The sequence below is a fragment of the Prauserella oleivorans genome (genome assembly GCF_042685745.1).
Classification (GTDB): domain Bacteria; phylum Actinomycetota; class Actinomycetes; order Mycobacteriales; family Pseudonocardiaceae; genus Prauserella_A; species Prauserella_A oleivorans.
In genome coordinates this window covers 2400692-2426375 of the sequence record NZ_JBHUNT010000001.1, presented here as the reverse complement: position 1 = coordinate 2426375, position 25684 = coordinate 2400692, and the positions used below count along the sequence as shown (strand labels likewise).

The 25684-nt window shown below is 69.6% G+C and carries 25 protein-coding genes and 2 pseudogenes; 7 read left to right on the top strand and 20 right to left on the bottom strand.

Going from position 1 to position 25684, the window contains the following annotated elements:
• Positions 1–45: 45 nt before the first annotated feature.
• From ACFSZT_RS11950 to ACFSZT_RS11910, 9 genes are read right to left on the bottom strand one after another with little or no spacing between them, the layout of a single operon-like run.
• Positions 46–2271: a hypothetical protein gene (locus ACFSZT_RS11950; protein ID WP_377394524.1), complete on the bottom strand. Its 2226-nt coding sequence runs from the start codon at positions 2269–2271 to the stop codon at positions 46–48.
• On the bottom strand, positions 2268–3476 hold the full coding sequence (locus tag ACFSZT_RS11945; RefSeq protein WP_377394526.1) for a hypothetical protein: 1209 nt from the start codon (positions 3474–3476) through the stop codon (positions 2268–2270). The genes ACFSZT_RS11950 and ACFSZT_RS11945 overlap by 4 nt, the downstream gene beginning before the upstream one ends.
• Positions 3473–3820 carry a hypothetical protein gene (locus tag ACFSZT_RS11940; RefSeq protein ID WP_377394528.1) on the bottom strand — a complete coding sequence of 116 codons (348 nt, stop codon included), beginning with the start codon at positions 3818–3820 and terminating at the stop codon, positions 3473–3475. The genes ACFSZT_RS11945 and ACFSZT_RS11940 overlap by 4 nt, the downstream gene beginning before the upstream one ends.
• Complete coding sequence (locus ACFSZT_RS11935) at positions 3807–4058, bottom strand: hypothetical protein (protein ID WP_377394530.1); 252 nt, start codon at positions 4056–4058, stop codon at positions 3807–3809. The genes ACFSZT_RS11940 and ACFSZT_RS11935 overlap by 14 nt, the downstream gene beginning before the upstream one ends.
• A complete protein-coding gene (locus ACFSZT_RS11930; RefSeq protein WP_377394532.1) occupies positions 4058–4489 on the bottom strand; it encodes an RRQRL motif-containing zinc-binding protein in 432 nt (143 codons plus the stop codon). The genes ACFSZT_RS11935 and ACFSZT_RS11930 overlap by 1 nt, the downstream gene beginning before the upstream one ends.
• The gene (locus tag ACFSZT_RS11925) at positions 4486–4653 is read right to left on the bottom strand and encodes a hypothetical protein (RefSeq protein ID WP_377394534.1); all 168 of its coding nucleotides are present in this window, start codon (positions 4651–4653) and stop codon (positions 4486–4488) included. The genes ACFSZT_RS11930 and ACFSZT_RS11925 overlap by 4 nt, the downstream gene beginning before the upstream one ends.
• On the bottom strand, positions 4650–4832 hold the full coding sequence (locus tag ACFSZT_RS11920) for a hypothetical protein (RefSeq protein WP_377394536.1): 183 nt from the start codon (positions 4830–4832) through the stop codon (positions 4650–4652). Before ACFSZT_RS11920 ends, ACFSZT_RS11925 begins: the two co-directional genes overlap by 4 nt.
• Entirely contained in the window at positions 4832–5020 is a 189-nt protein-coding gene (locus ACFSZT_RS11915; protein ID WP_377394538.1) for a hypothetical protein, read from the bottom strand. The genes ACFSZT_RS11920 and ACFSZT_RS11915 overlap by 1 nt, the downstream gene beginning before the upstream one ends.
• Positions 5020–5376, bottom strand: a complete 357-nt coding sequence (locus tag ACFSZT_RS11910) for a hypothetical protein (protein WP_377394540.1) — start codon at positions 5374–5376, stop codon at positions 5020–5022. The genes ACFSZT_RS11915 and ACFSZT_RS11910 overlap by 1 nt, the downstream gene beginning before the upstream one ends.
• A gap of 116 nt (positions 5377–5492) precedes the next feature.
• Between ACFSZT_RS11910 and ACFSZT_RS11905 the strand changes: the two genes are divergently transcribed.
• Positions 5493–5840 (top strand): GntR family transcriptional regulator, encoded by a 348-nt coding sequence (locus ACFSZT_RS11905; RefSeq protein WP_377394541.1) that lies wholly within the window; start codon positions 5493–5495, stop codon positions 5838–5840.
• Here the strand turns inward: ACFSZT_RS11905 and ACFSZT_RS11900 are convergent.
• Positions 5837–6040, bottom strand: coding sequence for a hypothetical protein (locus ACFSZT_RS11900; protein ID WP_377394543.1), 204 nt, complete (start codon positions 6038–6040; stop codon positions 5837–5839). The two genes, ACFSZT_RS11905 and ACFSZT_RS11900, sit on opposite strands and share 4 nt — an antisense overlap.
• A gap of 21 nt (positions 6041–6061) precedes the next feature.
• A protein-coding gene (locus tag ACFSZT_RS11895; protein WP_377478172.1) for an IS5 family transposase occupies positions 6062–6882 on the bottom strand; the annotation gives its coding sequence in 2 pieces (ribosomal slippage) (positions 6062–6528 and positions 6528–6882; 822 coding nt in all).
• A 237-nt stretch (positions 6883–7119) separates the two neighbouring features.
• Between ACFSZT_RS11895 and ACFSZT_RS11890 the strand changes: the two genes are divergently transcribed.
• Complete coding sequence (locus ACFSZT_RS11890) at positions 7120–8694, top strand: transcriptional regulator (RefSeq protein ID WP_377384432.1); 1575 nt, start codon at positions 7120–7122, stop codon at positions 8692–8694.
• 952 nt (positions 8695–9646) lie between these two features.
• Here ACFSZT_RS11890 and ACFSZT_RS11885 read toward each other — a convergent pair.
• Positions 9647–10822: a glycosyltransferase gene (locus ACFSZT_RS11885; protein WP_377384430.1), complete on the bottom strand. Its 1176-nt coding sequence runs from the start codon at positions 10820–10822 to the stop codon at positions 9647–9649.
• 756 nt (positions 10823–11578) lie between these two features.
• Between ACFSZT_RS11885 and rox the strand changes: the two genes are divergently transcribed.
• The gene (rox, locus tag ACFSZT_RS11880; protein ID WP_377384428.1) at positions 11579–13018 is read left to right on the top strand and encodes a rifampin monooxygenase; all 1440 of its coding nucleotides are present in this window, start codon (positions 11579–11581) and stop codon (positions 13016–13018) included.
• Between the two features lie 186 nt (positions 13019–13204).
• On the opposite strand, the gene ACFSZT_RS11875 is transcribed toward rox, so the two are convergent.
• The gene (locus ACFSZT_RS11875) at positions 13205–13660 is read right to left on the bottom strand and encodes a hypothetical protein (protein ID WP_377384426.1); all 456 of its coding nucleotides are present in this window, start codon (positions 13658–13660) and stop codon (positions 13205–13207) included.
• Between the two features lie 211 nt (positions 13661–13871).
• On the opposite strand from ACFSZT_RS11875, the gene ACFSZT_RS11870 reads away from it, so the two are divergent.
• The gene (locus tag ACFSZT_RS11870) at positions 13872–14753 is read left to right on the top strand and encodes a manganese catalase family protein (protein ID WP_377384425.1); all 882 of its coding nucleotides are present in this window, start codon (positions 13872–13874) and stop codon (positions 14751–14753) included.
• Between the two features lie 140 nt (positions 14754–14893).
• Here the strand turns inward: ACFSZT_RS11870 and ACFSZT_RS11865 are convergent, their stop codons facing one another.
• The 3 genes from ACFSZT_RS11865 to ACFSZT_RS11855 form a co-directional block, all read right to left on the bottom strand.
• Complete coding sequence (locus ACFSZT_RS11865) at positions 14894–16369, bottom strand: aldehyde dehydrogenase (RefSeq protein WP_377384423.1); 1476 nt, start codon at positions 16367–16369, stop codon at positions 14894–14896.
• A gap of 99 nt (positions 16370–16468) precedes the next feature.
• Complete coding sequence (locus tag ACFSZT_RS11860) at positions 16469–17209, bottom strand: hypothetical protein (protein ID WP_377384421.1); 741 nt, start codon at positions 17207–17209, stop codon at positions 16469–16471.
• Between the two features lie 224 nt (positions 17210–17433).
• The gene (locus ACFSZT_RS11855; RefSeq protein WP_377384444.1) at positions 17434–18051 is read right to left on the bottom strand and encodes a TetR/AcrR family transcriptional regulator; all 618 of its coding nucleotides are present in this window, start codon (positions 18049–18051) and stop codon (positions 17434–17436) included.
• Between the two features lie 84 nt (positions 18052–18135).
• On the opposite strand from ACFSZT_RS11855, the gene ACFSZT_RS11850 reads away from it, so the two are divergent.
• The gene (locus tag ACFSZT_RS11850; RefSeq protein WP_377384419.1) at positions 18136–19005 is read left to right on the top strand and encodes an SDR family oxidoreductase; all 870 of its coding nucleotides are present in this window, start codon (positions 18136–18138) and stop codon (positions 19003–19005) included.
• A gap of 71 nt (positions 19006–19076) precedes the next feature.
• Positions 19077–20537 (top strand): cytochrome P450, encoded by a 1461-nt coding sequence (locus ACFSZT_RS11845; RefSeq protein ID WP_377384417.1) that lies wholly within the window; start codon positions 19077–19079, stop codon positions 20535–20537.
• 15 nt (positions 20538–20552) lie between these two features.
• Here the strand turns inward: ACFSZT_RS11845 and ACFSZT_RS11840 are convergent, their stop codons facing one another.
• Complete coding sequence (locus tag ACFSZT_RS11840) at positions 20553–21923, bottom strand: FAD-binding oxidoreductase (protein ID WP_377384415.1); 1371 nt, start codon at positions 21921–21923, stop codon at positions 20553–20555.
• A 21-nt stretch (positions 21924–21944) separates the two neighbouring features.
• Complete coding sequence (locus ACFSZT_RS11835) at positions 21945–23069, bottom strand: MFS transporter (protein ID WP_377384413.1); 1125 nt, start codon at positions 23067–23069, stop codon at positions 21945–21947.
• Between the two features lie 154 nt (positions 23070–23223).
• Here ACFSZT_RS11835 and ACFSZT_RS11830 point away from each other — a divergent pair, with 154 nt between their 5' ends.
• A complete protein-coding gene (locus ACFSZT_RS11830; RefSeq protein ID WP_377384411.1) occupies positions 23224–23616 on the top strand; it encodes a nitroreductase/quinone reductase family protein in 393 nt (130 codons plus the stop codon).
• 4 nt (positions 23617–23620) lie between these two features.
• Here ACFSZT_RS11830 and ACFSZT_RS11825 read toward each other — a convergent pair.
• Together ACFSZT_RS11825 and ACFSZT_RS11820 are read right to left on the bottom strand one after the other, a co-directional pair.
• Positions 23621–23983, bottom strand: a pseudogene (locus ACFSZT_RS11825) (CoA-binding protein); the annotation flags it as partial.
• Between the two features lie 68 nt (positions 23984–24051).
• Positions 24052–25684, bottom strand: a pseudogene (locus ACFSZT_RS11820) (thiamine pyrophosphate-binding protein).

Here is a 25684-nt window from a genome sequence, read left to right as displayed (position 1 = left end):
ATCCGCGCCGTACACCCGGTGCCTGGTGCGGATTGTGCGGCGGGGTTAGTCGTTCCCTCCCTCGCGGGCGGCGAGCGCTTCGTGAACACGGTCGGTGAACACCATGAGCACGCCGACCTTGGTGACCTTGCAGCCGTAGTCGGCGAGCTGGTCGCGCAGCGCTTCGGCGGTCAGGCTGGTGTAGGGCCGGTAGCCCTTGGCGTGCTCGCGCAGCCGGGCGCAGACGTCGGTGGCCTTGACCTTGTCCTCGCCGGGGGCGAGCACGGCGGCGACGTCGGCGAGCAGGTCCCGCTGTTCCTGCTCGATGACCGCGCGGCGGCGGACGCTCCCGCCGCGCAGTTCCAGGCCGCGCGCGGCGATGGTGGCCTTCTGCTGGTCGGTGAGGTGGTAGGAGCGCAGCAGGCCGGGCTGGTCCATGAATCCGATGGTGACCGAGGTGCCGACGTCGTTGAGGGCCACGATCTTGCCGCCCTTCTTCACGGCGGGCTTGAGTTCCAGCGCCGACAGCCCGTTCTCATAGGCCTTCTCGCCGAGGACGACGTTGTTGCGGGTCTTGTCGCCGATGGCAAAGCAGGACTTGTTGGTGGTGACCGAGATCAGGTCACGCGGCAGCGACTGGTCGGACGGAACGGGGGTGGCGAAGCCGAGCACGATGCCGTACTTGCGGGCGGCGGAGAAGAACCGCACCACCAGATTGACCAGCTCGCGCCGGTCCTCGGGCTTGTCCTGGCGGAAGAAGCTCTGGCACTCATCGATCACGACCACGCGCGGCCGCAGCCGCTCGTCCTTTTCCGCCAGCTCCCGGGTCACCGAGTATTCGCCGTACTCGCGCAGCAGCTGGCCCCGCTCGGCGAGGCTTGCGTGCAGCTCGTGGATGTGGGCCATGCACGCCTCGACGTTCTCGGCGGTGTCGCCCATCGAGATCGTCGACGCGACCGGGCGCAGCCACTCGTAGTCGTTGTTCTCGGCGAAGCAGAACACGTCGATGTCCACCGCCGGGTCGAGCACCGCCCCGGCCAGCAGGGCGTTGATCTGGTCCGACTTGCCCGAACCCATGATCCCGGCCCAGGCGAAGTTGCGTTCGAACACTGGGGTCTCCACCGGGTTCCAGCGGGCGTCGATGCCGATCGGAAACCCGGTCCAGAAATCGGTCTGTCCACTCTCGACCAGCGGATAGTCCGGCACCGGTTCGCGCAGCGCGCCTGGGTTGAGCACCAGGCACTTCATCGCCATCGGGTCGGTGTGGTCGGTTTCGACCCAGACCTCCTCCGGCCGGCGGCCGAGGTTGTGCGCCAGCACCGTCTTGCGGGCGTTGATGCTGCTCGCCGGGGCACCGCCGGGCAGGCGCAGCGCGAACTCCCAGCCGTGGTTGACCGGCAGCGGGGGCTGCACCCAGGTCGGCTGGACCGTGGAGCCCCAGCCCTCCTTGAACTTCTTGTTCAGCGCCGGGTGCCCGAGATTGCGCAGCGCGTTCATGATCATCGACTCGTCCAGCGCGGTCTCCGGGGTCTCGGCGCCGGTCGGCGTGGCCCGCAACCACGACGGGGTGTCACCGTGATCGCGGCCCTGCTTGTACAGGTAGTACAGGCCCGCTGCCGTGCCACCAGCCAGCAGGAAAGCCCCGTAGGCGGTGAGGAACCACACGGTGAACGCCACCGCGTCCACCACCGCGCTGATCGGCGCGATCACGTCGGCTAGATCGCCGGAGTTGGCGAACAGGATCACCCCGAGTACCAGCAGGAATCCGGCCAGCCCGAGCAGACCGAGTGCACCGGCCTTGATCCACTGGCCCGGCGCGGCGACCCAGTCCATCACCCGCTGGTGGCGACGCTGCTTCTCCGCCACATCCCGGGCCTCCCACTCCAACAGTCGCTCGTGGTTGCCCTCCAGCTCGGCGGCCAGCATCATCCGCTCGTAGCGGGACGCGCCGTGGGTGTCGCGCCACCGCTTAACCACCACCTTCACCCCGGCCACGGGATAGGCAATGGTGTGCCGCAGCACCGCCTTGGTGCGTTCGTGGGTGGCGGCCTTCTTCACGCCCCGGTAGACGACCACTGCGTCGTGGGCGTAGCCCTTGTAGCGGGCGATGGCCTGCGCCTTCTGCGAGGTGAGACGGCGGTACTCCTCATCGGAGACCAGCTCGCCCTCCAGCACCTCGGTATCGGACGTGGCGGGCGCGGTCTGACCTTCGGGGCGGGTGGGCAGGTAGTGCACCCGCGCCAGCTCCTGGTCCTCGCCGGGTTGCGGGTGGTTGTTCTGGTCGGTGGTCACTGCTGGCCTCCCCGGTGTTCGTCGCGGAGTTGGCGGGCGTACTTCGGTGCGCAGTGCAGGGTCTTGCGGATCGACTCGGCCGAGGTCGGGTCGACTCGCCCGGCCTCGATCGCGGCGCGGAGTTCGGCGCGGAGCTGGTCGAGCGAGCGGCCGACCCGGCCGCGCAGTCGGCCTCGATCTGGGGTCGATTTCGGCTGCTCAGCGGGCCGATCGAGGGTGCCAACACCACCCCCATCACCGGGGGTCGACTCGCCCTCCGACGACGCGACCGGATCGGGGTCGACCGAGGCGAGCAGGGCGGCCAGATCGGCATCCCAATCCGTGCCTGCCTCCCCGGCCGGTGTCGAGTCGACGGGCAGGCCGGGCACCACCGCCGCCACCAGCGGGCGACGACGGCACGCCAGCGTCTGGCCGAGACTGCGGCGGGCCAGCACATAGCGGCCGGGGGCATAGACCAGCCGGGCGGTGCCGTTGCTGTCGATCTCGGCGACGGCCTGCCGGATCGCGGCCTGCCGGACCCGCAGGGTTTTGCGGGCGGCCTGCCGGGCCAGCCGCGCCTCGGCACGCTCGGCGCGGCTGCGGCGGGCACCGGCCACGGTGAGCTGGTGGGCTACCACCCCGGCGATGGACACCAGTCCCATCACCAGGCCCACATCCACGCCGCGCGGCGTCTGCGCACCCGGTTCCGCTGTCACGCCGTGCAGGAAGTTCAGCACGGCGGCCACTCCGGCGAAGAGCCACACCCCGAGCTGCAGCGCCCACACCGGCCGCTCTGGGGTGCGGGTACGGGAGACCTGCACCGCCACCGCGAAGGCCCACATCCCCAGCTCCGAGAGCACCGGCAGCACCAGCCCGGTCGCCCCGCCGTAGAGGGTGTGGCCGTAGGCGGCCATCGCCGGGATCGCCATCACCGCACTGACCAGCGCCAGCGGGTAGATCAGCAGATCCACCACGTGCCCGGCCGCCCACCGGCGCAGCCCGCTCATCCGGGCGGCACGCTGGGCGCGGCGCTTGTCCTTGGCCTCCTGCCGGGCCTGGGCGCGGGCTTGCTGGTGGGCGTGTTCCTGCTCCCGGGCGGCGCGCTGCGCGTCGGCCAGCGCGGCGGTGCGGACGGCCTCGGCCTCGGCGGCGGCCAGGGTGTCGGCGCGCTTGGCCTCGGCCTCGGCGACCCGGTCCTTGCGGCGTTCCTCCCGCCAGGTGCTCATGCCGACACCTCCCCGCCCTCGCGGGACTTCTGCGCGGCCTGCACGTCGGTGGCGTCCTGCTCACGACCGGGCAGCGCGCGGCGGGCGTGCTCGACCTGGCGGCGTTGCTGGCGGTGCAGCAGCCACTCGTGCCCGGCCCACACACCCCCGGCAAGTACGGACAGGGCGAGCAGCCACCAGGTGATCGTGATGGCGAGCAGCAGCGGCAGTCCGACCGCGACCAGTTCGCCGATGTGCCAGCCGATCCAGGACACAACCTGGTCGGTGCGGGTCAGCTCCTGCTCCAGCGCGCGCCGCTGCGACGGCGTCAGCTCCGCCCTGCGGCGCAGTTCAGGCGTAGACACGGGCACCCTCCTGTGTGGACGTGGACGGGTCGAAGAAGTGGTTGATCGGGCGGCGTGGCGGGCGGCTGGCCTGCCGGGCGGCGTAGCCGTCGATGCGGCGCATGCCGACCTCCAGCACCCGCGCCAGCAGCACCAGCGGAATCCGCACCAGGTGCAGCACCAGGAACAGCACCACCGCTCCGGCGAACCGCAGCAGCGCCGCGGTGCCGTAGGTGCGCAGCACGTCGAAGGTGGACATCAGGCCGCCACCTCCTCGGCGAGGTCGATGCCCTCGCAGTTCCAGCACAGCCCGGTGGAGGTGGGCACGTAGTAGCCCACGTCTTGCCGGCACTCGGCGCAGATCCGGCGGGCGCGCAGCGCGCCCTGCACCTTCGCCCGGCGCTGACCCTCGGTGCCGCGCACCGGGGCGGCCCGCTCCACCGAGAACAGCTCGGCCACCGTTTCGTGCCGGTAGGGGTGGTGGTGGCGAAACACCAGCAGCGCCACCGGGTCCTGGCCGTTGCGCCGCAACCCGACCTGCCGGAGCTGGGTCGCGGTCAGCAGCGTCGACGGAGCCTCGCCCCAGCCGAACACCGGCAGCCCGTCCCGGAACCCCCGGCACAGCGCCACATGGTGGGTTCGGCCGTCGAACACCGTCACCGGCCGCTGCCTGCGCTTACGCGGGTTCATCGCGCCTCACCTCGTTCGGCGGTCTCGGCGACGATGTCCTGTTGTGCCACCATGGGTGTCCTTCCCTTCGAGTCGTTCGCTGTCTGGTTGGGGAGTCCCGGTGCGGTCGTGTTCTTGGCGGAGTGCGCCGCACCGGGGTCACCAACGGTGATTCGGGCGTTCATCGGCGTTTGCCCTCCTTCCGGAGGCGCTTGCAGGTCGGGCAGATCGGGTCGGTGCTGAACCAGCTGGAGTCCTCCCACTCGCCCGCGTCCCAGGTGATGCCGCACAGCGCGCGTGCCCGGCCGGACCACCACGAGGTCTTCGCGTAGTGCCGCATGCCGGTTCGCTTGCCCTGGCCCATCAGCGCTTGCCCTCCTTCTTGATCCGCTCGCAGCTCGGGCACGGCCGGCCGGGCAGCTTGAACAGGCGCCAGGTGTCGGTCTGGTAGTTGCCGTACTCCTCGGTGGCCCCGCACAGCGCGGTGATCCGGCCGTTCCACCAGGACTTCTTCGCGGTGATGTGCACCAGCGGCTGGTCCTTCTTTCCCATCAGGCCGCCTCCTTCCCGTCCAGGCGGTCAGCCAGCAGGGTGCGAACTCCAGCCGCTTTGCCCCCGCCCGACATGCCCGCGATCAGCGGGTTCGCGTGCAACAGGGAGAGCGCGTCTCGCACTGCTCGCCGCTGAGAACGGCGAGCCCGCTCAACATCGGCGAACGGCCGCCGCACCCTCGATGCCGCCGCACTCGCCTCGGCAGCCACCTCGCGGTCGACCTCCTCAATCAGTCGGTCGATCTCTTCCAGCTCCATCCGGTGCTCCTCCTCCCTCTGAACTGCGCAGATGTCCGGGTCCGTCGCGAGTGCGAGCGCTTCCCGAACTGCCGCATCGGTGATTCGTGCCGGTTTCATGTGCCACCTCCGTGTGCCGTTGACAAGTGCTGACATTAGTCAGCATTGGTCAGTTCGTCGATGCTCTTTCTGGGTGATTCCTTGGTCAGGCTTGGTCACGGCGGTAAGCTCGGAGCATGACGAGCGAACTTCGGGCCCTTGCCCCGTTCGAACGGGTTGCGGCGTCGATCCGAGACGCGGTCGTTTCTGGCCGCTGGGCACCTGGCGAGCAACTGCCAAGCAACAGGGTTCTAGCTGAACAACACGATGTCTCGCTGCCCACGCTGCAGCGCGCCATTGGGGTACTTCGCGATGAGGGCTGGCTCCTGTCCCGTGGTTCGGTGGGCGTCTTCGTTGCCGACCCGCTGCCCGAGTCGAAGCCACCCGAGACACTGTCGGAACTGCGTGAAACAGTGTCGGCGCTGCGCGTCGACCTCGCTGCGCTTGAGCAGCGCGTCCGCAAGATCGAGGAGGCGAAGGATTAGGTCGCCTGCCGGATAAAGCTCACGAGCCCGTCGATGATGTCCGAACCCATGTCCCACAAAGCCCCGACCCAGTCAGCCGCTTCACCGGGGAATCTCACGATGATCACCGCCACGGCAATGACGGTTGCAATGCCCGTGACTTTCCGAAGCGCTCCGCCGCTACCACTGGCCAGGGCCTGCAGGGGATCCTTCTTCGCCATGGTCTCCTCCTCTAAGGGGTCCTAACACAATGAGTGGGCTTTGAGGCGGCGCCAGCAGATGATGGCGCAGCCGAGGGTGAGGAAGGCTTCGTGGAGGTCGTCGCGGATCTCCCATCGGATGCGCAGGCGCCGGAACCAGTGCAGCAGGGCGAACGCGCCCTCGACGACCCACCGGTACACGCCGAGGCCAGAGCCGTGTTCCTCGCCGCGGCGGGCGATGACTGGCGTGATTCCCTCGGCACGGACGAGTTTGCGGTACTTGTCGTGGTCGTAGGCGCGGTCGGCGTAGATCCGTCGTGGTCGTCGGCGGGGCCGTCCACGACGGCCCCGCACCGGCGGGATCGCCTGGATCAACGGCATCAGCTGGGTGACGTCGTGCCGGTTCCCACCGGTCAGAGTGGCTGCCAAGGGGATGCCGGTACCGTCGGTGATCACGTGGTGCTTGGACCCAGTGCGGGCTCGGTCTACCGGGCTGGGACCGGTTTTCGGCCCCCTTTTAACGCCCTTACATGCGATCCATCGACCGCCGCCCGTGACCAATCCAGCCGGTTCGCCGCGTGCAACTCCGCCAGCAGTACCTCGTGCAGCCGCTGCCATACCCCGGCCTCGGTCCAGTCCCGCAGCCGGCGCCAGCACGTCATGCCCGACCCATAGCCCAGCTCCTGCGGCAGGAACTCCCACGGAATCGCGGTATAGAGCACGAACATGATCCCGCACAACGCCTTGCGGTCGTCCAACCGCTTACGCCCCGGATGTCGAAACCGACGCTCCACCTGCGGCAACAACGGCTCGATCCGTTCCCACAGACCGTCGTCGACCTCCCACGGACGCCGCTGCCCCACCCAGCCCACCTCTCACCGAAGACCAACAAGACACGGCATCAAACCACACCCAAGGTCATTATGTTAGGACCCCTAAGGTCGCCATCGGAGCTCCGGTGGTCCAAAGCTCGGTCTTCGATGGGCCGTGTTCCATGGCTTCTATTCAAGCTCGCAAGCCTTTGACCTGCGATGAAGCGGCAATGCAGTTCGAGTGCAGCGGCAGTGCACGAACCGACGAGGCAGGGAAGGAGCGGTCTCGTGGACGTGGTTGACGACTGGACCGCTGAGCGGGCCGCGATGTTGCAAGCCGCATGCCGCATGACCAACGAGCAGTTCGCCGAGAAGCTCGGCGTCTCCACCCGAACGGTCGCGAACTGGAACTCCGGAGTACATCCACGTACGGCAGAGATGAAAGCCTCGCTCGACACCATGCTGCAGGAGAAGATCACCGACGCAGCGAGAGCGCGCTTTCGTCTCATGGTGGAGGCGGAGACGGCAAGGACGGCCGCCGCCGATCGAGATCTCAACGCAGCGGAACAGCGCTTGACCAACGACCCGAATATCGGTGCTGCGCTGGACTGGCTGGATCAACATGCCAACTGGGCCCCCGGAACGGCTCGGAAGCGAGTCGCAAGAGAACTCGTGAGCGCCGAGCCTGGCGAGGTCAATGACCGGCGCCAGCTACGCAGCAAGGTTGATCGGGAGCAAGCCTCGGCGGCGTTGCGTGCGTTCTACGCGGATTTGCCAGACGGGTACGGCAGGTACAGCGCACATGCCGGGGACGGATCCGTTTGCACCAGCATCCTGACACGTCCCGAGTGGATTGACCTGGCGTGCACGCTGACCCCAGCAAACGACCAGGCTGACTTGTCACGCAAGGCGTCTCTGCAGACTAGTGTCCTCCCAGAGTACGCGATCAGTGCTGCCGTCCGCCGTTTAGCGGAGACGTTGGAGGCGAACACACGGCTGGTCGATGCAGACCTTTACCGGTTGGTGGAGATCGACGTGGCTCCAGGAAAGCTGGCGGGCACCTTCGGACTAACATCGTTCGTCCACTACGCACTGACAATGGACCTGCTCGAAGCCGAACTTGCCGATGCAATCGCGACGGGCAAGGCTCTCGACTCGTCCTCCCTGCCCCTGCGTGCGCATTACATGCCTGACACAGCGTCTGTGCTCGATGTGAGGTCACGACTATGCGCGGGAGGTGCGTTAGCGTTAACGGCGATCGCGCGGCCGGCCGGAATGAGAAGACGAAAAGCCGACTACCTCCTGCTCGTACAGGAGCGTGGCGGGCGCGTCCTAAACGCCGCACGCCGTCTCGCCGTAATCCCGAAGAGCTTCCATGAACCACTGTCGGATTTCCGCGAGGACACGCAGATAGGTTCTACGTTACGCCGCGAGATGGAAGAGGAACTATTCGGCCGCGACGATGTCGACGGCACGATCAGCTCACCCCGCAGCGCCGATCCGATGCACCCAAGCCGGTTGTCGACGCCTATGCGTTGGCTTAGCGAACGACCAGACTCCTGGAGAATGGAGTGTACCGGATTCGGCCTGAACCTAGTGAGTGGGAACTACGAGTACGCTAGCCTTGTTGTGATAGAGGATGACGAATTTTGGGCCGAATGTGGCGGCGAGATCGCGGCCAATTGGGAGTCGGAAAGCCTCCGGCAGTACTCCAGCACTGACCGCGAGATGCTCGAAGAACTTGTATCCGACAAGGCGTGGAGCAACGAAGGCCTCTTCGCGTTTCTCCAGGGACTGCGCCGACTCGCTGAAATAGGTGGCGAACGCGTCGATGCACCAACTGTAGACTGGGAGCTTGATTGAGTAACCAAACGTGGTACGCAGGCAACGCGGAGGACGACGGCGCTCACACCCGGGGCTGGATCCTCGGCCATTTCATGGATTCGTCAGCGGGAGAGCGCTCCACCGATACATTGGAAGTCAAGTGGGGCATACACGCTGCTGGCGAACAGCGAGCTGACTGGGTGACCGGGGACAAACGGACAACCTTAGTGTTGCTTGTATCCGGGCACTTCCACGTGAAATTCCGAGACGGTGACGCTCCTTTGACGAGGCAGGGTGACTACCTCATCTGGGGTCCAGGCACCGACCACTCGTGGGAGGCGCAGGAAGACTCGGTAGTTGTGACGGTTCGATGGCCATCACTTCCCCAGTAGGTGGCAACTCCTAGCGCCAACCGGCAACATACGCGGGCCACGTCACGCGGGCGCTGTTATGCCGCCACCCGACACCTGGGCTGGGTGCCAGACCGAGTCCCGACCTTCACACTGAGCGCGAAACTTCTGTCGTCAGTGAGCCCGTCAGCCCCGCGTAGCCCCCAATTTTTGCGCCCTGAGACGGCCTCTGGCGGCACAGCGTCCGATACCCGGTGTGGTCGGCTGTTGGGAAACGGCACAGAGCAACTGAGGGCCCGAAATGTCTGGCGGTATGAGTGACAACCAGGGTGGTGCCAAAGCTGTCACACCTGTCACTCTGTCACTCAATGTGGGTTGACCTGCGAAAACGGGAGTGACAGGGGAGTGACACTGCCGTCCGGCTGTCACTCCCCACTCTCTTTCTATGTCACACCAGTCACGCAAGGCTGGAACACTCGGGCGACCAGCCCCTCCGGTGTTTCAGCCTTGCTCCGGCCGACGCGTAGCGGAGCTGGAACGGTTGAAAAGGTTCACGTGCAATGCGCGTGCGAACCCACGGCCGGTTCAGCTCACACCAGCACGTTTGCCCTGGTAGACGCTTTGGGCAGCGCGCACGCAGCCTAGGGCTCCGGAGGCAGGTGTCGCAGGTTCGAATCCTGCCGAGGGCGCCCAGATGTGACAATGAAGCACCAGCCCTTGACCAGCGAGGAACGCCGGTCAAGGGCTTTTTGCTGGCTGGCGCCGGGCGCGCACCAGCGTTGCCCGGCACGTCGGGGAGTGCGGCACCCGCGACGACATCGTCGAACGCACCAGCGCTCCCCCAAGCGCAGGCCTCGCACCAGGCCCCGGCTCGACCGGCCTCGTTCCACGCCGTGCCCGCCGACGGCCACGGCGTCCTCAGCGGACACGGGCGCCCTGCCCTGGCCGACCGTGTCGAGCACCAGTTCCCCGGCCACCGTCGCTCGGTCGGTGCGGATGCGGCCGCCCACGGCCGTCGCGCGGTCTCGCGTATCGGGAGCCAGGGCCGTGGCGAGCGCGGCCGACAGGGACTGGGTGCTCGGCGTCGGACAGTCGTCGGCCGCACCGATGCCGAGTTCGGCGACACGGCTCGCCCAGTACGGCTGGTCGCCCATCCGGGGCACCACCACCTGCGGCGCGCACGCCCGGGCGGCCGTGGTCGTGGTGCCCGCACCGCCGTGGTGCACGACGGTGGCCACCCGGCGGAACAGTACCTGCTGATCGACCTCGCCGACGGAGAAGCAGTCGTCCCGGTCGTCGATCGGTGCCAGGTTCGCCCAGCCGCGGGCGAGGATGACGCGCCGGCCGTGCGCCCGGGCCGCCTCGACGGCCATTCGGGCGACGTCCTCCGGCACGGGCACGCTGCCGAAACCCACATAGACCGGTGGCGCACCCGCGTCCAGGAACGCCTCCAGGTCGGCCGGGGGCGGGCGTTCGTCGGACAGCATCCACGCGCCGGTCTGCACGACATCGAGGTCCGCCGCCTCCTGCCAGGGAGCCAGGACCGGGTCCGTCACCAGCCACGGCCGGTCGCCGAGCAGGTAGTCGCGAACGTTGTCCACCGGCGGCAGCCCGAGGGCCACCCGGTTGGTGTTCAGCCCCTCGCGGACGACCGCGTTGTAGTTCTCGACGGAAAGCCTGTCCAGCTCTTGCCTCTCCGGTGACCTCCGGCGGAATCGGCCGCCCCGGCAGCGGTGTCGGCCGATGTGATGCGGCGACGGCAGGAAGATCGGACAGTCGCTGACGTGGACGGCCGTGATGCCAAGCTTCTCGGCCACCGACCGCGGCGGGCACCAGACCCGACAGCACCAGCGCGTCACAGCCCTCGGCGGCGGCCGCGGTGAGCTTCTCCACCTGCGTGGTGATCAAGTCCTTCGCGACCCGGGGCACGTCCACCACCGTGAGCGGTGCGGCCCCCGTGCAGCATCCCCCGTCCCGACGGACCGACCGGCAGCAGCGGCACGCCCACCTCGGCCAGCCGGTCCGCGCAGTCCCGCGGCGCGCACACCCGCGCCTCGACGCCGAGGTCCCGCAGGCGCACCGCGAGTGCCACCAGCGGTTCGACGCCCCCGCGCGAGTCGTGTCGACAACAGCACCCGCATTGCACCGTCCCCCGTTTCCACCGAATCCCGGTTCGGGCGACGATTCGGCGCCACTTCCCGGGCCTTGCCGCAAGCCCGGGAGTGCGCCATATCGTGAAGAGGGCAGGGGCTCGATGATCTTCCCCGTTCTGGCACTCAGCCACCCGGCATCTTCTCGTCCTCACCGCTCGACGGCGCGAGCAGCCGAGAGCCGACGCGGTCGGCGACAGCGCTGTTCGTCCACACCAGACACAAAAGGCAGGGAGAACATCTCCCTGCCACTTTCACCATATAGCGCACCAGGGGGCTTGCGGCAAGGCCTGGGACGTGCCGCACACTGTGCGGCCGAAGCCAGAACCTGCGGAGAAATCCGGGAATGCGCGGCGTCGATGTGCGCTCCGGGCCGTTTCCGAGCAGCTGGCCACAAGCCAACCTCAGCGAATTGGCGGGTTCATGTTCGATGTGATCGTTGCCGGCGGCGGACCGACCGGTTTGATGCTGGCCTCCGAGCTGCGGCTGCACGGGGTGCGCGTGCTCGTCCTGGAGAAGGAACCGGAGCCGACACCGGTGGTCCGTGCGCTCGGCTTGCACGCACGCAGCATCGAGGTGATGGACCAGCGCGGGCTGCTGGAGCGGTTCCTCGCACACGGCAGGCGGTATCCCGTCGGCGGCTTCTTCGCCGCCATCCCCAAGCCGGCGCCTGCCCTGGACAGCGCGCATTCCTACGTCCTCGGCATCCCGCAGACCAGCACCGACCGACTGCTGGCCGAGCACGCCACCGAGGTCGGCGCCGACATCCGGCGCGGCTGGGAACTGGTGAGTCTCGACCAGGACGCGGACGGCGTCACCGTCGACGTGACCACCGCCGACGGCGAGAGCAGGCAGGTGCGTGCACGCTACCTCGTCGGCTGCGACGGCGGCCGCAGCACGGTACGCACATTGCTCGGCGTCGATTTCCCCGGCGAGCCCAGCCGCGTCGAGACGCTGCTGGGCGAGATGGAGGTGACCGCGTCGCCGGAGACCGTGGCCAACGTCGTCGCAGAGGTGCGCAAGACCCAGCTGCGGTTCGGTGTCGGCCCCCTCGGGGACAGTGGCCTGCACCGCGTTGTCGTGCCCGCCGACGGCCTGGCCGAGGATCGTACGGTTCCGCCGACCCTCGAGGAGGTCCGGAAACAGCTGCGGGCGGTAGCCGGCACCGATTTCGGCGTGCACTCGCCGCGCTGGCTGTCCCGCTTCGGCGACGCCACACGGCAGGCCGAGCGTTACCGCGTCGGCCGGGTGCTGCTGGCCGGCGATGCGGCACACATCCACCCGCCGGTCGGCGGGCAGGGCCTCAACCTCGGTATCCAGGACGCGTTCAACCTCGGCTGGAAACTCGCCGCCGAGGTGGCCGGCTGGGCGCCCGAGGGGCTGCTCGACAGCTACCACACCGAACGGCACCCGGTGGCCGCCGGCGTCCTCGACAACACCCGCGCGCAGATGGAGCTGATGTCCCTCGAACCGGGTGCGCGGGCCGTGCGCAGGCTGGTGTCGGAACTGATGGACTTCGAGGAGGTGAACCGGTACCTGACCGAGAAGATCACCGCGACCGCGATCCGGTACGACTTCGGCGACGGCCACGACCTGCTCGGCCGGCGGATGCGGGACGTGCCACTGAAGCACGGACGTCTCTACGAGCGGATGCACGGCGGCCGCGGGCTGCTGCTCGATCAGACCGGCCGGCTGTCGGTGGCGGGATGGGCGGACCGGGTCGACCACGTCGTCGACGTCAGCGAGGAACTGGACGTGCCCGCTGTGCTGCTGCGCCCGGACGCTCACGTGGCCTGGGTCGGTGACGATCAGCAGGATCTGCTCGAACGGCTGCCCCGGTGGTTCGGTGCCGCGGTCGGCTGAGCTCACAGGCGGGGCCGATCTGCCGGGCACGTGCGCCGAGGGGTCTCGTCGCGTGGGGTTGCCGGGGCCGACTCGGCGAGCTACTCCGAACCCAACGCTTGCGCTTCCGACAGCGTGGCCCCAGATGACGGCCGCCGGCGGGTCTCTCGGTCACCGCGCGCCGACGTCCCGCTGCCCCACGGACTCTCATGTTTGCGCCTCCGGCGCGACACCAGGGCCGACGTGTGCGCCACGCTTGAGCAATTGCCGCGCGGCCTCGACTCCGAGCAAGGGCACACCGGTCGGTGCACCCAGACTTCCGCCGCCACGTTCTTCGATGATGTGTTCCGTCTGGGACCCGAACTCCTCGTTGCCGCGACCGGATTCGTCGATGGCGACTTGTCGCACCAGGACGGTGAACACGATCGCACCAATGCACGCGACACAGCCAGTACCGGCCAGAGCCCTCCTGGTGCCGAGCAGGGCGATCACACCCAGAATCACGCCGACTCCAGCTGCCACGGCGGTCACGGTGTTCAGGAAGAAGATCGGCGAACCGATCGTGCCGACGATTCCGAGGATCAGAGCGGACCAGGCGAGTGCCCTGGATGTGTCGGGCGCGGTATGAACGCGCGGGTAAGGGGCGAGGTGGGGCTGCGACATGGTTTTCCTCCCAGTTGAATGTCCCTTCGTCTTGATCTCGGCCCGCATCACGGGCTGCAGGCGACCGATGCCATGTCGTTACATCACTCAGGCGCACGTCGGCTCGGGCTACCCCGCGTGCACGCGGCTATACGCGTGGCCGGCTTGTTTGGGACCGGGAAACGCCGGGAACGCATGTGCTTCATGCCACACCCGAACAGGGGAGTTTTCGATGTTTCTTCACCGGCAGGAGCTGCAGTTCAAGTCGACCCCGGATCAGCCGGACGCCGTCTACGCGCGCAAGCTGCAGGAGGTGCTTGGCGGTCAGTACGGCGAGATCACGGTGGCGATGCAATACATGTTCCAGGGATGGAACATGCACATTCCCGGGAAATATCGGGATCTCGTTTTCGGTATCGGCTCGGAGGAATTCGGCCATGTCGAGATGCTCGCGACCATGATCGCGCAGTTGTTGGAGAAGGCGCCGCTGGGAATCACCGGCGACGCGGTGCAGGCCGACTCGACGGTCGCGGCCGTGATCGGCGGCACCGACTTGCAACACGCCATCGTGGCGGGGGCCGGCGCGCGGCCGGTGGACAGCATGGCCAACCCCTGGCAGGGCTCCTACATCACCGCGAGTGGAAACCTGCTCGCGGACTTCACCGCCAACGCCAACGCCGAGATGCAGGGACGCGCCCAGGTCGCGCGGCTCTACCACATGACCGACGACCACGGCGTGCGCGAGCTGCTGTCGTTCCTGCTCGCCCGGGACACCATGCACCAGAACCAGTGGATCGCCGCCGCGGCCGAGTTGCGCGAAGAGGGCGCCGAGGACCTTCCCGTGCCGAGCAACTTCCCGCTGGGCAACGAACAGCGCGAGGTGGCCTACCAGTACCTGAACTTCAGCGACGGTCAGCACGCCGGCGAGGGACGCTGGGCCGCCGGGGCGACGCCGGACGGCCACGGCGAATTCAGCTACCACGAGGGGCCGACGACCACGGCACCCATGCCGCCGCCGACCCACCCGGATTCCCGGTTCTACGGCACGACGGAACTGCCCAACAAGATGGAGAAGATGGCCGGAACCGCCCAAGACAAGCTGAAGAAGGAGTAGGACGCTCGCGACGACGCTCACCGTGCCGAAACAGTGACCACAGTGGATCGACAGGACGCCGGGCGGCACTGCGCCGGCTCGCGACGGCCCGGCCGGTACCGGACACGGCGCCGGCCGGGCCGCAGCCGCGCGACCGACGCTCAGCCCAGCGTGAACGGATCCCGCGTGCCGCCCGTGAGCTCCACCCAGACCGACTTGTTCTCGGTGTAGGCGTCGATCGCCTCGACGCCGTTCTCCCGGCCGATTCCCGACAACCCGTAGCCACCGAACGGAACGCTGGGCGCGACGACGCGATAGGCGTTGATCCACACGGTGCCCGCCCGCACCTGCGCGGCGACCCGGTGCGCGCGGTGCACGTCCTTGGTCCACACCGCACCGGCCAGCCCGAACGAGGTGTCGTTGGCGAGCTTCACCGCCTCGTCCTCCTCGCCGAACGCGTAGGCGGACAGCACCGGGCCGAACACCTCCTCGCGCACGACGGTCGATTCGGGACTCACTCCGGTGAGGACTGTCGGCTTGACGAACAGGCCACCCAGACCGTCGTCGGCCGCGCCGCCGTAGGCGACCGTGGCCCCTTCGTCCTGCGCCGTCCGCAGGTAGTGCAGCACCTTCTCGTACTGCGGCTCGTTGGCCACCGGGCCCATCTCGGTGGCCGTGTCCATCGGGTCACCGAGCCGGATGGTGGCGGCCCGGTCGGCGACCAGGCGCACCAGCTCGTCGTGCACCGACTCGTGGACGATCAGCCGCGATCCGGCCATGCACGTCTGCCCGGTCGCGGCGAACACACCGGATACGACCCCGTTCGCCGCCGCCTCGAGATCGGCGTCCGGGAACACGATCTGCGGCGATTTCCCGCCGAGCTCCAGAGTGACCGGATTGAGGTTCTCCGCGGCGGCGTGCGCGACATGCCGTCCCGTCGACGTGGAGCCGGTGAACGCGACCTTGTCGACCCCGGGATGGCCCGCGAGCGCCGCGCCGACCTCGGGCGCGCTGCTCGTCACGACGTTCAGCACACCGGGCGGGAACCCGGCCTCGTCGAACAGCTCCGCCAGCGCGACCGTGGACGCCGGCGCGTGTTCCGACGGCTTCACCACCACGGTGCAGCCGGCGGCGAGTGCCGGCGCCAGCTTCCAGGTCAACAGCAGCAGCGGCGAGTTCCACGGGGTGATCGCCGCGACGACACCGATCGGTTCCTTGCGCGTGTAGACGAGATAGTTCGGATTGGGCGCGGGAATCTGGCGGCCCTCGAGCTTGTCGGCAAGTCCGGCGTAGTAGTGGAACCAGGAGCCGATTCCGTTCACCTGGCCGATCATTTCCCGATACAGCTTGCCCGAGTCGTTGACCTCCAGGCGCGCGAGCCGATCGGCATTGTCGGTGACGAGGTCGCCGACACGGCGCAGCAGCTGCGCCCGCACGAATCCGGTGGTCCGGCTCCACTCGCCGGTGAAGGCGGACCGGGCGGCGGCCACCGCGGCGTCGACGTCCTCCGGGGAACCGTCCGCCAGCTCGGCCCAGCTCCGGCCGGTGTAGGGATTGCGTGATTCGAAGGTCTTCCCGGTGCGTGCGTCGACCTGCTTGCCGCCGATCATCAGTCTGAACCGCTCGAGACCAGCCATCCGTCCTCCTTGACGCCTGCATTCGGCCCGCGCGCTCCACCGACCCTAGGAGCTGCACGCTGACCTGGCCAGCCCGACGTTCGCGTGATCGCCGCGTCGCTACGACTTCGAGTCGGTCGGGACACCCGCCAGGCGGTCGCCGACGCCGGACAGGCGGCCACGGCGATGCCGCGGGAAGCGCGCTTGAGCCCGCTCGAGCTTGCGGGAGCCCTCCGGGTAGCGCCTGCGGGCCCACGGCGATGCGGGTTTGGCCAATCGCAGTGCCGCGATCATCGCCACGAACGGAACCATCAGGCCGATCACACCGGAGCCGACCTTGCCCTTGACGATCGCGATCAGCGAGAAGACCAGGTTCAGCGTCACGGTGACGGCGAAGACGATCCGCCCTTCCCCCGCGTTGTCCTCGAACGGGCGCGCGCCGAGCACGAACAGCAGGCCGACCAGCGTGGCCCCGAGCACCACGTCGATCGACTTGCGGCCCTCCTCGGTCCAGTACACGTCGTCGAGGTACAGCCACAGCGCGAACTCGTCGAGGGTGAGCGCGGCACCCACACCGAAGACGGCGGCCAGCACGTGCACCCAGGGCGCGTCCGGGCGGTAGACGAATTCGGCGACTCCCGAGGCCAGGATCAGGAAGATGCCGTAGACGTGGTGATGAACGTGCACACCGCCGACGTCGGTGTCGCGAAACGGCCCCCGCCCGGATCTGATGAGGCGCACGATCACCCGCGTGACGACGAAGGTGACCACGAAGGCGGCGAACAGCCAGACGATCGCACCCGATCCCAATTGCAAGTGGAAGCTCAGGCCGGAGTCCAGGTCGCCTTGCGCATGCCCCATCGCCGCTCCCTCGACGGTCCTCGACGTGAGAATCGCCGCCCGGGCGCACCGGCGGCTAGGGCCGAACGACCCGCGGCGCCGGAAGGAGCCCGGAAGGACCGACACGGCTACGGGAACCGCGCACACGGCTACCTGGACCGCAGACACGGCTACCTGGACCGCAGACACGACTACCGGAGTCGCAGACACGGCTACCGGAACGGCGCACACGGCGGCGGACTGCGTCAGGAGCGGCGGTCGCGAGCCGTGACGGCGAACTGGCGGGCCACGATGTCGATGATGTCCTGGCGGGTGATGGACAGCTCGCCGCTCAGCCACGCCATGAGCAGCTCGGCGAGCCCACCGGTGAGCATCAGGCCGTTGACCTGGTCCCGGGGCGGTGGGAGGGCTTCGTCGCCGTAGAGCGCATGCGCTTGCGTGGCGATGAGCTGGGCGAACTCGAGCAACAACTCGTGCCGCCGGGCCCGTAGCGGCTCGGCGGCGGCCGACTCCAGCATGGCCGCGCGCCCGACGCGCGGGTCGTGGGTGAGCAGGTCGACGAGCGCGCCGACGGCCGCCTCCACCTTGGCCTGCGGGTCACCGGGACCGGCGAGTGCCGCGAGGGCGACGTCGCGGATCCGGCCGGCGATGCGGTCGATCACCGCGAGCAGGAGCTCGTCGCGGTTGGCGAAACTCTCGTAGAAGTAGCGCTCGGTCAACCCGGCCCTCGCACAGACGGCGGTCATCGTGGTCTTGCGCCAACCCACGGTGCCCAGCAGGTCCAGGCCGGCGTCGAGCAGCTGCTCGCGCCGCTGGTCGTGCCGCTGCTGGGCGCTGACTCCTCGGTAACTCCGCTTGGGCATGGACACCGATTCATCTTGACATACCCTGCTGTCAGATCCATTCTGACTGCGTTGTCTGTCAGAAGTCGCAAGGAGGCGCCGCCGATGGACCAGCCCACACGCAGGTTCGGCAGGAAACAGCAGGTCGAAGGCACAGTCGTGGTGATCACCGGCGGCGCACGCGGCATCGGCGCGAAGACCGCGCAGGCATTCCTCGACGCGGGAGCGACCGTAGCGGTCGCCGACCTGGACGTCTCCGCGCTTTCCGCCGAACTCCGCGACCGGCCGCGCCTGCGCGCCTGGCAGCTCGACGTGACCGACACGGCCGCCTACACGCGGTTCCTGGATGAGGTGGAGGCCGCCTTCGGACCCATCGACGTGCTGGTCAACAACGCCGGCATCATGCCGCTCGGGCGGATCGACGACGAGCCCGACGAGGTCACCGTCCGGCAACTGGAGATCAACCTGCACGCCGTGATCCACGGCAGCAGGGAGGCCGTGCGCCGGATGCGCCCGCGCGGCCGCGGCCACATCGTCAACCTGGCCTCGGAAGCGGGCAAAATCGGCTTCCTCGGCGCCGCCACCTACTGCGCGACCAAGCACGGCGTGGTCGGCTTCTCCGACGCCCTCCGCGCGGAGCTGCACCGCACCGGCGTGCACGTCTCCGTCGTCATGCCGTCGGTGGTCCGCACGGAACTGGCCACCGGGCTCGGCGAGTCCACAGTGGTGCGTTCGGTGAGCCCGGAGGACGTGGCCGCCGCCATCCTCGCCACCGTGCGCCGCCCGCGCTTCGACGTCTACGTGCCGCGCGACCTCGTCGTCGCCAACAAGCTCAACGCCCTGCTGCCGCGCAGGCTCGGCGACGCGCTGCTCCGCGCCAGCGGCGCCCACCGGATCCTCGGCGGTGCCGACCACGCTGCCCGCAAAGGGTACGAGGCGCGCGCGGTGGGCAACGCCCGGAACCTCGCCCACTGACTCCTGCGTCCACAACGGACCACACACACCACCGCGGCGATGTCGCCGGACCACGACCGTGAGGAGACGAGATGGTTTCCCTGCTCGAGCGCACCAGCCAGGCAGCCCGGCAACGGTTGTCGTCGGTCCTGGCCGCGCCGGCACCCGAGCCGGTGGACGACGCGCTCCTGCGTCTCGCCCGGCGCCGGCCCGAGGGTGAGCTCGCGCCCCCGCCACCGGGCAGCGGCCTGCGGCCCGTGCCGGGCGATGCGGGCCTGCCGCTGGTGGGCCACACGCTGAACTACATCCGCTTCGGCAACGAGCTGCTGCGCGACCGCTACGAGCGCTACGGGCCCGTGTCGTGGATGGGTTCGGTCGGCTTCAAGGTCGTGACGGTCGCCGGCCCCGAGGCCACCCAGCAGGTGCTGACCAACAAGGACAAGGCGTTCTCCCAAGGCGGCTGGACGCTGCTGATCGACGAGTTCTTCCACCGCGGGCTCATGCTGCTCGACTTCGACGAGCACCGGATGCACCGGCGGATCATGCAGGAGGCGTTCACCCGCGACCGGCTCACCGGTTACGTCGGGCAGATCGCGCCGGGCGTGCGTGACCGCGTTCCACAGTGGACGACCGGCCGTCCGGTCCGGATATATTGGCTGCTCAAGAAGTTGACGCTGGATGTGGCGACTCAGGTGTTCATGGGCGGCCGCGGCGGCGACGAGGACCTGAACCGCATCAACCAGGCGTTCGTGGCCGCGGTGCGGGCGGCGACGTCGCTGGTCCGCTATCCGCTGCCGGGCACGCGGTTCCGCGCCGGCGTCAAGGGCCGCAAGCTGCTCGAGGACTATTTCGCCCGGCACCTGCCCGCGGCCAGGGCGTCGGGCGGATCGGACCTGTTCTCCGCGCTGTGCCAGGCCACGACGTCCGACGGCGAGCGGTTCAGCGACGACGACATCATCAGCCACATGATCTTCCTGATGATGGCCGCACACGACACGTCGACCATCACCACCAGCGTCGCGGCCTACTACCTCGGCAAGCACCCGGAATGGCAGCAACGCGCGCGCGAGGAGTCGCTCGCCCTCGGCGACGAGGTGCCCGACATCCACGCGCTGGAGAGGCTGGAGACGCTCGAGCGGGTCATCAAGGAGTCGCTGCGCCTGCTGGCCCCGGTGCCGACGCTGATGCGCAAGACGGTCAAGCCCACCCAGGTGCTCGGCTACCACATCCCGGAGGACACCGTGGTGGTCGCGGCACCGGGCGTGAACCATTTCGTGCGCGAGTGCTGGACCGACCCGGACACCTTCGATCCGGAACGCTTCGCGGCGCACCGACGGGAGGACAGCAGCCACCGGTTCGCCTGGATCCCGTTCGGCGGCGGCGTGCACAAGTGCATCGGCCTGCACTTCGGCACCCTGGAGGTCAAGGCGATCCTGCACGAGATGCTGCGCGCCTACCGCTGGACGGTGCCCTCCGGTTACCGCGCCCGCTGGGACAACACGTCGCTGCCCGTGCCCGCCGACGGCCTGCCGATGCGGCTGCTGCCCCGCTGACCGCTCCGGTGAGCCTCAGTCGGGAATGACCTTGCCGGGGTTGAGGATCCCGTGCGGGTCGAGGGCGGCCTTGACGGCCCGGTGCATGCCGAGCACGGCGGGCTCCAGTTCCGCGGCGAGACCGTCGCGCTTGAGCAGGCCCACCCCGTGCTCGCCGGTCACCGTGCCGCCGAGATCGAGCGCGTCGGCGATGATGTCGTGGAATGCCGCCTGCGCACGCTCGCGCGCGGCGTCGTCGCCGGGCGGCGTGATGAGCAGCGGATGCAGGTTGCCGTCGCCGGCGTGCGCGATGTTGGCGATGAGCGTGTCGTGCCTGTTCGCCGTGGCTTCGATGCGGGCGAGCATCTCGGGCACCACGGCCTTGGGCACGCACACGTCCTCGGTGAGCACCGGGCCGAGCCGCTCCAGCGCCGGATAGGCGAGCCTGCGCGCGGCGAACAGCGCGTCGGCCTCCTCCTGGTCGGTCGAACGCGCCGCCCAGGTGGCACCGCCGCGGTGGAAACAGTCGAGCATCCGCTCGGCCTCCTGCTCGCCCGCCGCGCCCGGCGTGTCGGTGCGGCCGAGCAGCACCACGTCGGCGTCCACGGCCAGTCCCATGTTCTTCCACCGGTCGACGGCGGCGAGGCAGTGCCGGTCCACCAGTTCCAGCGCCGACGGAGTCAGGCCCGCGTCGGCCACGGCGGCGACGGCGCGGCCCGCGTCGACGACCGAGGAGAAGTAGCCGGCGACCGTGTGCTCGGGATCGCGCAGCGGGCGCAGTTTCACGGTGACCTCGGTGATGACTCCGAGCGTGCCCTCGGAACCGACCATGAGCCCGGCGAGGTCGTAGCCCGCCACGCCCTTCGCGGTCCGCCTGCCGAGCCGCACGAGCTCGCCGGTGCCGGTGACGACCTGCAGCCCGAGCACGTAGTCGCGCGTGACGCCGTACTTGACGCAGCACAACCCGCCCGCGTTGGTGGCGACGTTGCCGCCGATGGTCGACCACGGCGCGCTCGCGGGGTCGGGCGGGTACCACAGGTCGTGCTCGGCGCACGCCGCCCGCAGGTCGTCGTTCACCACGCCGGGCTCGACAACGGCCAGCCGCTCCATCGGGTTGATCTCGCGGATCGCCGACATCAGCTCGGTGGACAGCACCACGCCGCCGTCGACGGCGTTCGCCCCGCCGGAGAGCCCGGTGCCGGCGCCGCGCGTGACGAGCGGGACCCGGTGCCGCACGCATGCCCGCACCACGGAGCGGACCTCCTCGGCGGTGCGCGGCCGCACCACCACGGCGGGCTTGCCGTGCGGAGCCCACTCGGCGTCGTCGTGGAGATACCCGGCTATGACGTCGGGATCCTGCACGAGCCGGTCGGCGGGCAGGTCGCGGCGCAGGTCGTCGATCAGCATGCCGCCGACGGTAACCCCCGCTCATGTCGTGGTGGCAGACGGCGGCCGGATGGGGTCCGGCCCACGGCGTGCTCGGGCGCGGCCGAGCCCCAGCGGCAGCACCAGGGCCACGACCGCCGCCAGCACGAGGGCCGCGGGCAGCCCCGCGACGGCCCACGAGCCGTACAGCAGCAGTCCGGCGAGGTCGGTGCCCACGCCGGCGACCGACGTCACCGTGGCCCGGGCGCGGCCGTCGATGCGCTCCTGCAGCCGGGCCTCGCCGACCACCAGCACCGCCCGGTACAGCGCGTAGAACAGCGCCACCAGCGCCAGACCGGACGGATGCGCGAACAGGCCCGCCGCCGCGAAGATCAGCACACCGGCGAGGAGCACCGGCGCGAGCGCCCGGGGCGCCAGCCTGCCCGCGACCGCCGCACCGGCCGCACCGGCGAGCGGGATGCCGAGCACCGCGAGGGAGATCCACTGCAGCGGCACCTGCCAGTCCTCGGCGAGCACACCGAAGTACTCCTCGATGCCGTCCAGCGAGGCCAGCAGCGCGACCACCACCACGGCGCCCCGTACACCGGGCGTGGTGACGGCCTCGGTGACGCCGGCCTTCAGCGTCGCCAGGTAGCCGAGGCCGTCACCGGGTTCGTCGGCACCGTGCCGGGGCGGTTCCGGCAGCCGCGCCGCCAGCAGCGCCGCGCCGAGACAGGTGGCCACACTCGCCCAGCCGACCAGGTCGAATCCGCCCAGCGGCAGCAGCAGGGTCGCGGCGAGGGCCGACGGCACCTGGGCGATCAGCTCACACGCGTTGACCTGGCCGTACAGCCTGGCGAAGGACGACTCGGCATCCGCGGCGGCGAGGGTGTCGTACAGCCAGGCCTCCACCGCACCGGAGACGAGCGTGCCGCCGATTCCCCACAGCACGAAACCGGCGGCGAAGGCGGAGAAGCCGGGCAGCGTCGTCCACAGCAGGTAACCCGCCGCCTGCAGCACACCGCCGACAGCCAGCGACGACCTGCGGGAGAAGCGGTCGGCCAGCGCACCCGTCGGCACCTCGCCGACCACGCCGACCACCGACCAGAGGGCGAACAGCGCCGAGATCTCGGCGTCGGACAGTCCCGTGTGCGTGAACAGGAGTGCGTACAGCGGGTACAGCGGCACGAAGTCCGCGAGCAGCGCCCAGACCCGGATCAGCCGGGCGGGCGTTCGGACCGAGTCCGGGAGCGGTGACGTGCGTCAACGGAACGGCATGAGACGACGGTAACCCCGTCGCACCCGATTTGTCGCGGGTGTTTCCGGTGCCGACACTCGGAGCATGGCCTTTCCCGCCCGGCTCGCCCGGTTCAACCGCGCCGTCACCAACCGGTTCGCCCGTCCGGTCGCCGGCCGGGTGCCGGGTCTCGCCAACGTGGTGCACACCGGGCGCACGTCCGGGCGGATCTACCGCACGCCGGTCAACGCCTTCCGCACCGGCGACGGCTACGTGATCCCGCTGCCCTACGGCACGCGGACCGACTGGGTCCGCAACGTCCTGGCCTCCGGCGGCTGCCGGCTGGAGACCCGCGGCCGCACCGTGCCGCTGCGCACTCCGCGCATCGTCCACGACGAGCGGCCTTCGGTGGTGCCCGAGCCGATCCGGTCCGGCCTCGGGTTGCTTGGGGCCACCGACGTCCTCTACCTGTCCGAGGACCACCCCGGCCAGACGTGAGAACTCACTTGCGGATGCCGGAGAGGGCCCGGACCACCGCCATGCACTGGTCCTCGACATAGGCCAGCCCGGCCTCCTCGGCGATCGCCCGCGCCTCGGACGAGGCGATGCCCTGCTGCAGCCACAGCGCCTTCGCGCCGATCCGAACCGCCTGCCGGGCGATGCCGGCGGCCTCGGGCGACGGCCGGAAGACGTTCACCACGTCCACGGGCTCCGGGATGTCCTCCAGGGACCGGTACACGGTCTCGCCGAGCAGCGTGTCGGCGGTGGGGTTCACCGGGATCACGCGGAATCCGGCGCCCTGCATCGCGGCGGGCACGGAGTGCGCGGACTTGGCCGGGTCACGGCTGAGACCCACCACGGCGATGGTCTTGGACTCGGTGAGGATCGCTACAGCGGTGTCGTCCATACCGCCATTGTGCGCGCGGCCCCGGGCTAGCGCCGGTACCAGCGCGGGGACGTGTTCAGCGGGGGGGCTGAGCTCCGCGCTCACCACCAGCACGTTCGGCTCATCGGCGCGCGTGAACTCCCGCAGCAGCCTGCGGAAGGCCCTGCCGAAGCCGTCCACGCGGTCGGCGTAGATGCCGAACGACTTCGCCAGCCCCACGAAATCCGGCGTCACCAGGTCGACGCCTTCGTTCGGCAGCCCGGCGCGGGTCTGGTCGTACCGGAGCATGCCGTAGCCGCCGTCGTCGACGACCACCACCGTGATCGGCAGGTTCTCCTGGATGGCGGTCGCGAGCTCGCCCACGCCGTAGAGGAAACCGCCGTCGCCGGTGATGCACACCGCCCGGCCGACCCCGGCCGTGGCCACGCCGAGCGAGGCGGGAAAGCCGAAGCCGAGCGTGCCCCAGCCCATCGGATAGGCGAGCTTGCGGGGCGCGGCGACCCGGTAGAAGCCGCCGAGCCAGTACCCCGCGACGCACATGTCCGAGACGAGCACGGCGTCGTCCGGGAGCGTCTCCCCGAGCGCGGAGAGGAACTCGGCCGCCTGCGGCTCCTCCTTGCGGACCCGGCGGCGCACCCGCAGCTCGATCTCGTCGAGCCTGCGGGACAGTTCCTCCAGCCCGGGCCGCTGCGGCATCCCGGCCAGCAGCCGCTCGGTCACCTCGCGCGCGTCGCCGCGCAGGAGCAGGTCGGGCGGGTAGTTCTTCGCCGCGTCGGCCGGGTCGACGTTGACGGCGATGAGCCTGCGTGGCCGCGGCATGCGCCAGTTCTGGGTCATCATGCCGTCGAAGTCGGTGCCGATCGCGAGCACCACGTCCGCCTCGTCCCACAGCGCACCGACCTCCGGCGTGTGGACCGGGTTCGACGCCCGGCACGGGTGGTCGGGCGGCACGATGCCGCGGGAGGCGTAGGTGGTGATGACGGGCGCGGCGAGCTTCTCGGCCAGCTGCCCGACCGCCTCGCCCGCGCCTGCCCGCAACGCGCCCCCGCCGGCCCAGATCAGCGGCCGCTCCGCCGTGATCAGCACCTCGCGGGCCCGCAGCAGATCAGCGACGTCCACGGCGTGGAGTACCTCGGTCGGCTCTGCCGGGAACGGATCGTCGGCCTCCTGGCTCAGGAAATCGGTGGGGATGCCGACATACACCGGACCGCTCTGTGGCCGCAACGCCAACCTGCCCGCGCGCCGCACGACGGACGCGATGGCGTCCGGGTGGTCGACGGTGAAGGCGGCCTTGGTCACCGGAGCGAACAGCGCCTGCTGGTCGCTTGTCTCGTGCAGCACCCCGCGCACCGTGCCGGGTCTGCGCAGCGTCGACGGGATGTCGGTGGCGAGTACGAGCACCGGCGACGCCGACGCCTGTGCCTCGCCGACGGCCGCGAGGGTGTTGGCCGCGCCGGGACCGGTCGTGACGACGGCGACGCCGAGTCTGCCGGTCGTGCGGGCGTAGCCGTCGGCGGCGAACCCGGCGGCCTGCTCGTGGCGCACGCCGAGCAACCGGATTCCCTTGGCGGGCAGGGCATTCCACGCCGGCAGGTTGTGCACGCCCGGCAACCCGAACGCCACGTCGACCTCGAGCTCACTGAGTGCATCGGCAAGACGCTCCGCCCCGGTCCCTCCCAC

Excerpts from the sequence above, each read along its gene's own strand:
- ACFSZT_RS11945 (WP_377394526.1), bottom strand. The coding sequence starts at position 3,476 with ATGAGCACCTGGCGGGAGGAACGCCGCAAGGACCGGGTCGCCGAGGCC.
- ACFSZT_RS11935 (WP_377394530.1), bottom strand. The coding sequence starts at position 4,058 with ATGTCCACCTTCGACGTGCTGCGCACCTACGGCACCGCGGCGCTGCTG.
- ACFSZT_RS11930 (WP_377394532.1), bottom strand. The coding sequence starts at position 4,489 with ATGAACCCGCGTAAGCGCAGGCAGCGGCCGGTGACGGTGTTCGACGGC.
- ACFSZT_RS11925 (WP_377394534.1), bottom strand. The coding sequence starts at position 4,653 with ATGAACGCCCGAATCACCGTTGGTGACCCCGGTGCGGCGCACTCCGCC.
- ACFSZT_RS11920 (WP_377394536.1), bottom strand. The coding sequence starts at position 4,832 with ATGGGCCAGGGCAAGCGAACCGGCATGCGGCACTACGCGAAGACCTCG.
- ACFSZT_RS11915 (WP_377394538.1), bottom strand. The coding sequence starts at position 5,020 with ATGGGAAAGAAGGACCAGCCGCTGGTGCACATCACCGCGAAGAAGTCC.
- ACFSZT_RS11910 (WP_377394540.1), bottom strand. The coding sequence starts at position 5,376 with ATGAAACCGGCACGAATCACCGATGCGGCAGTTCGGGAAGCGCTCGCA.
- ACFSZT_RS11905 (WP_377394541.1), top strand. The coding sequence starts at position 5,493 with ATGACGAGCGAACTTCGGGCCCTTGCCCCGTTCGAACGGGTTGCGGCG.
- ACFSZT_RS11900 (WP_377394543.1), bottom strand. The coding sequence starts at position 6,040 with ATGGCGAAGAAGGATCCCCTGCAGGCCCTGGCCAGTGGTAGCGGCGGA.
- rox (WP_377384428.1), top strand. The coding sequence starts at position 11,579 with ATGTTCGATGTGATCGTTGCCGGCGGCGGACCGACCGGTTTGATGCTG.
- ACFSZT_RS11875 (WP_377384426.1), bottom strand. The coding sequence starts at position 13,660 with ATGTCGCAGCCCCACCTCGCCCCTTACCCGCGCGTTCATACCGCGCCC.
- ACFSZT_RS11870 (WP_377384425.1), top strand. The coding sequence starts at position 13,872 with ATGTTTCTTCACCGGCAGGAGCTGCAGTTCAAGTCGACCCCGGATCAG.
- ACFSZT_RS11865 (WP_377384423.1), bottom strand. The coding sequence starts at position 16,369 with ATGGCTGGTCTCGAGCGGTTCAGACTGATGATCGGCGGCAAGCAGGTC.
- ACFSZT_RS11860 (WP_377384421.1), bottom strand. The coding sequence starts at position 17,209 with ATGGGGCATGCGCAAGGCGACCTGGACTCCGGCCTGAGCTTCCACTTG.
- ACFSZT_RS11855 (WP_377384444.1), bottom strand. The coding sequence starts at position 18,051 with ATGCCCAAGCGGAGTTACCGAGGAGTCAGCGCCCAGCAGCGGCACGAC.
- ACFSZT_RS11850 (WP_377384419.1), top strand. The coding sequence starts at position 18,136 with ATGGACCAGCCCACACGCAGGTTCGGCAGGAAACAGCAGGTCGAAGGC.
- ACFSZT_RS11845 (WP_377384417.1), top strand. The coding sequence starts at position 19,077 with ATGGTTTCCCTGCTCGAGCGCACCAGCCAGGCAGCCCGGCAACGGTTG.
- ACFSZT_RS11840 (WP_377384415.1), bottom strand. The coding sequence starts at position 21,923 with ATGCTGATCGACGACCTGCGCCGCGACCTGCCCGCCGACCGGCTCGTG.
- ACFSZT_RS11830 (WP_377384411.1), top strand. The coding sequence starts at position 23,224 with ATGGCCTTTCCCGCCCGGCTCGCCCGGTTCAACCGCGCCGTCACCAAC.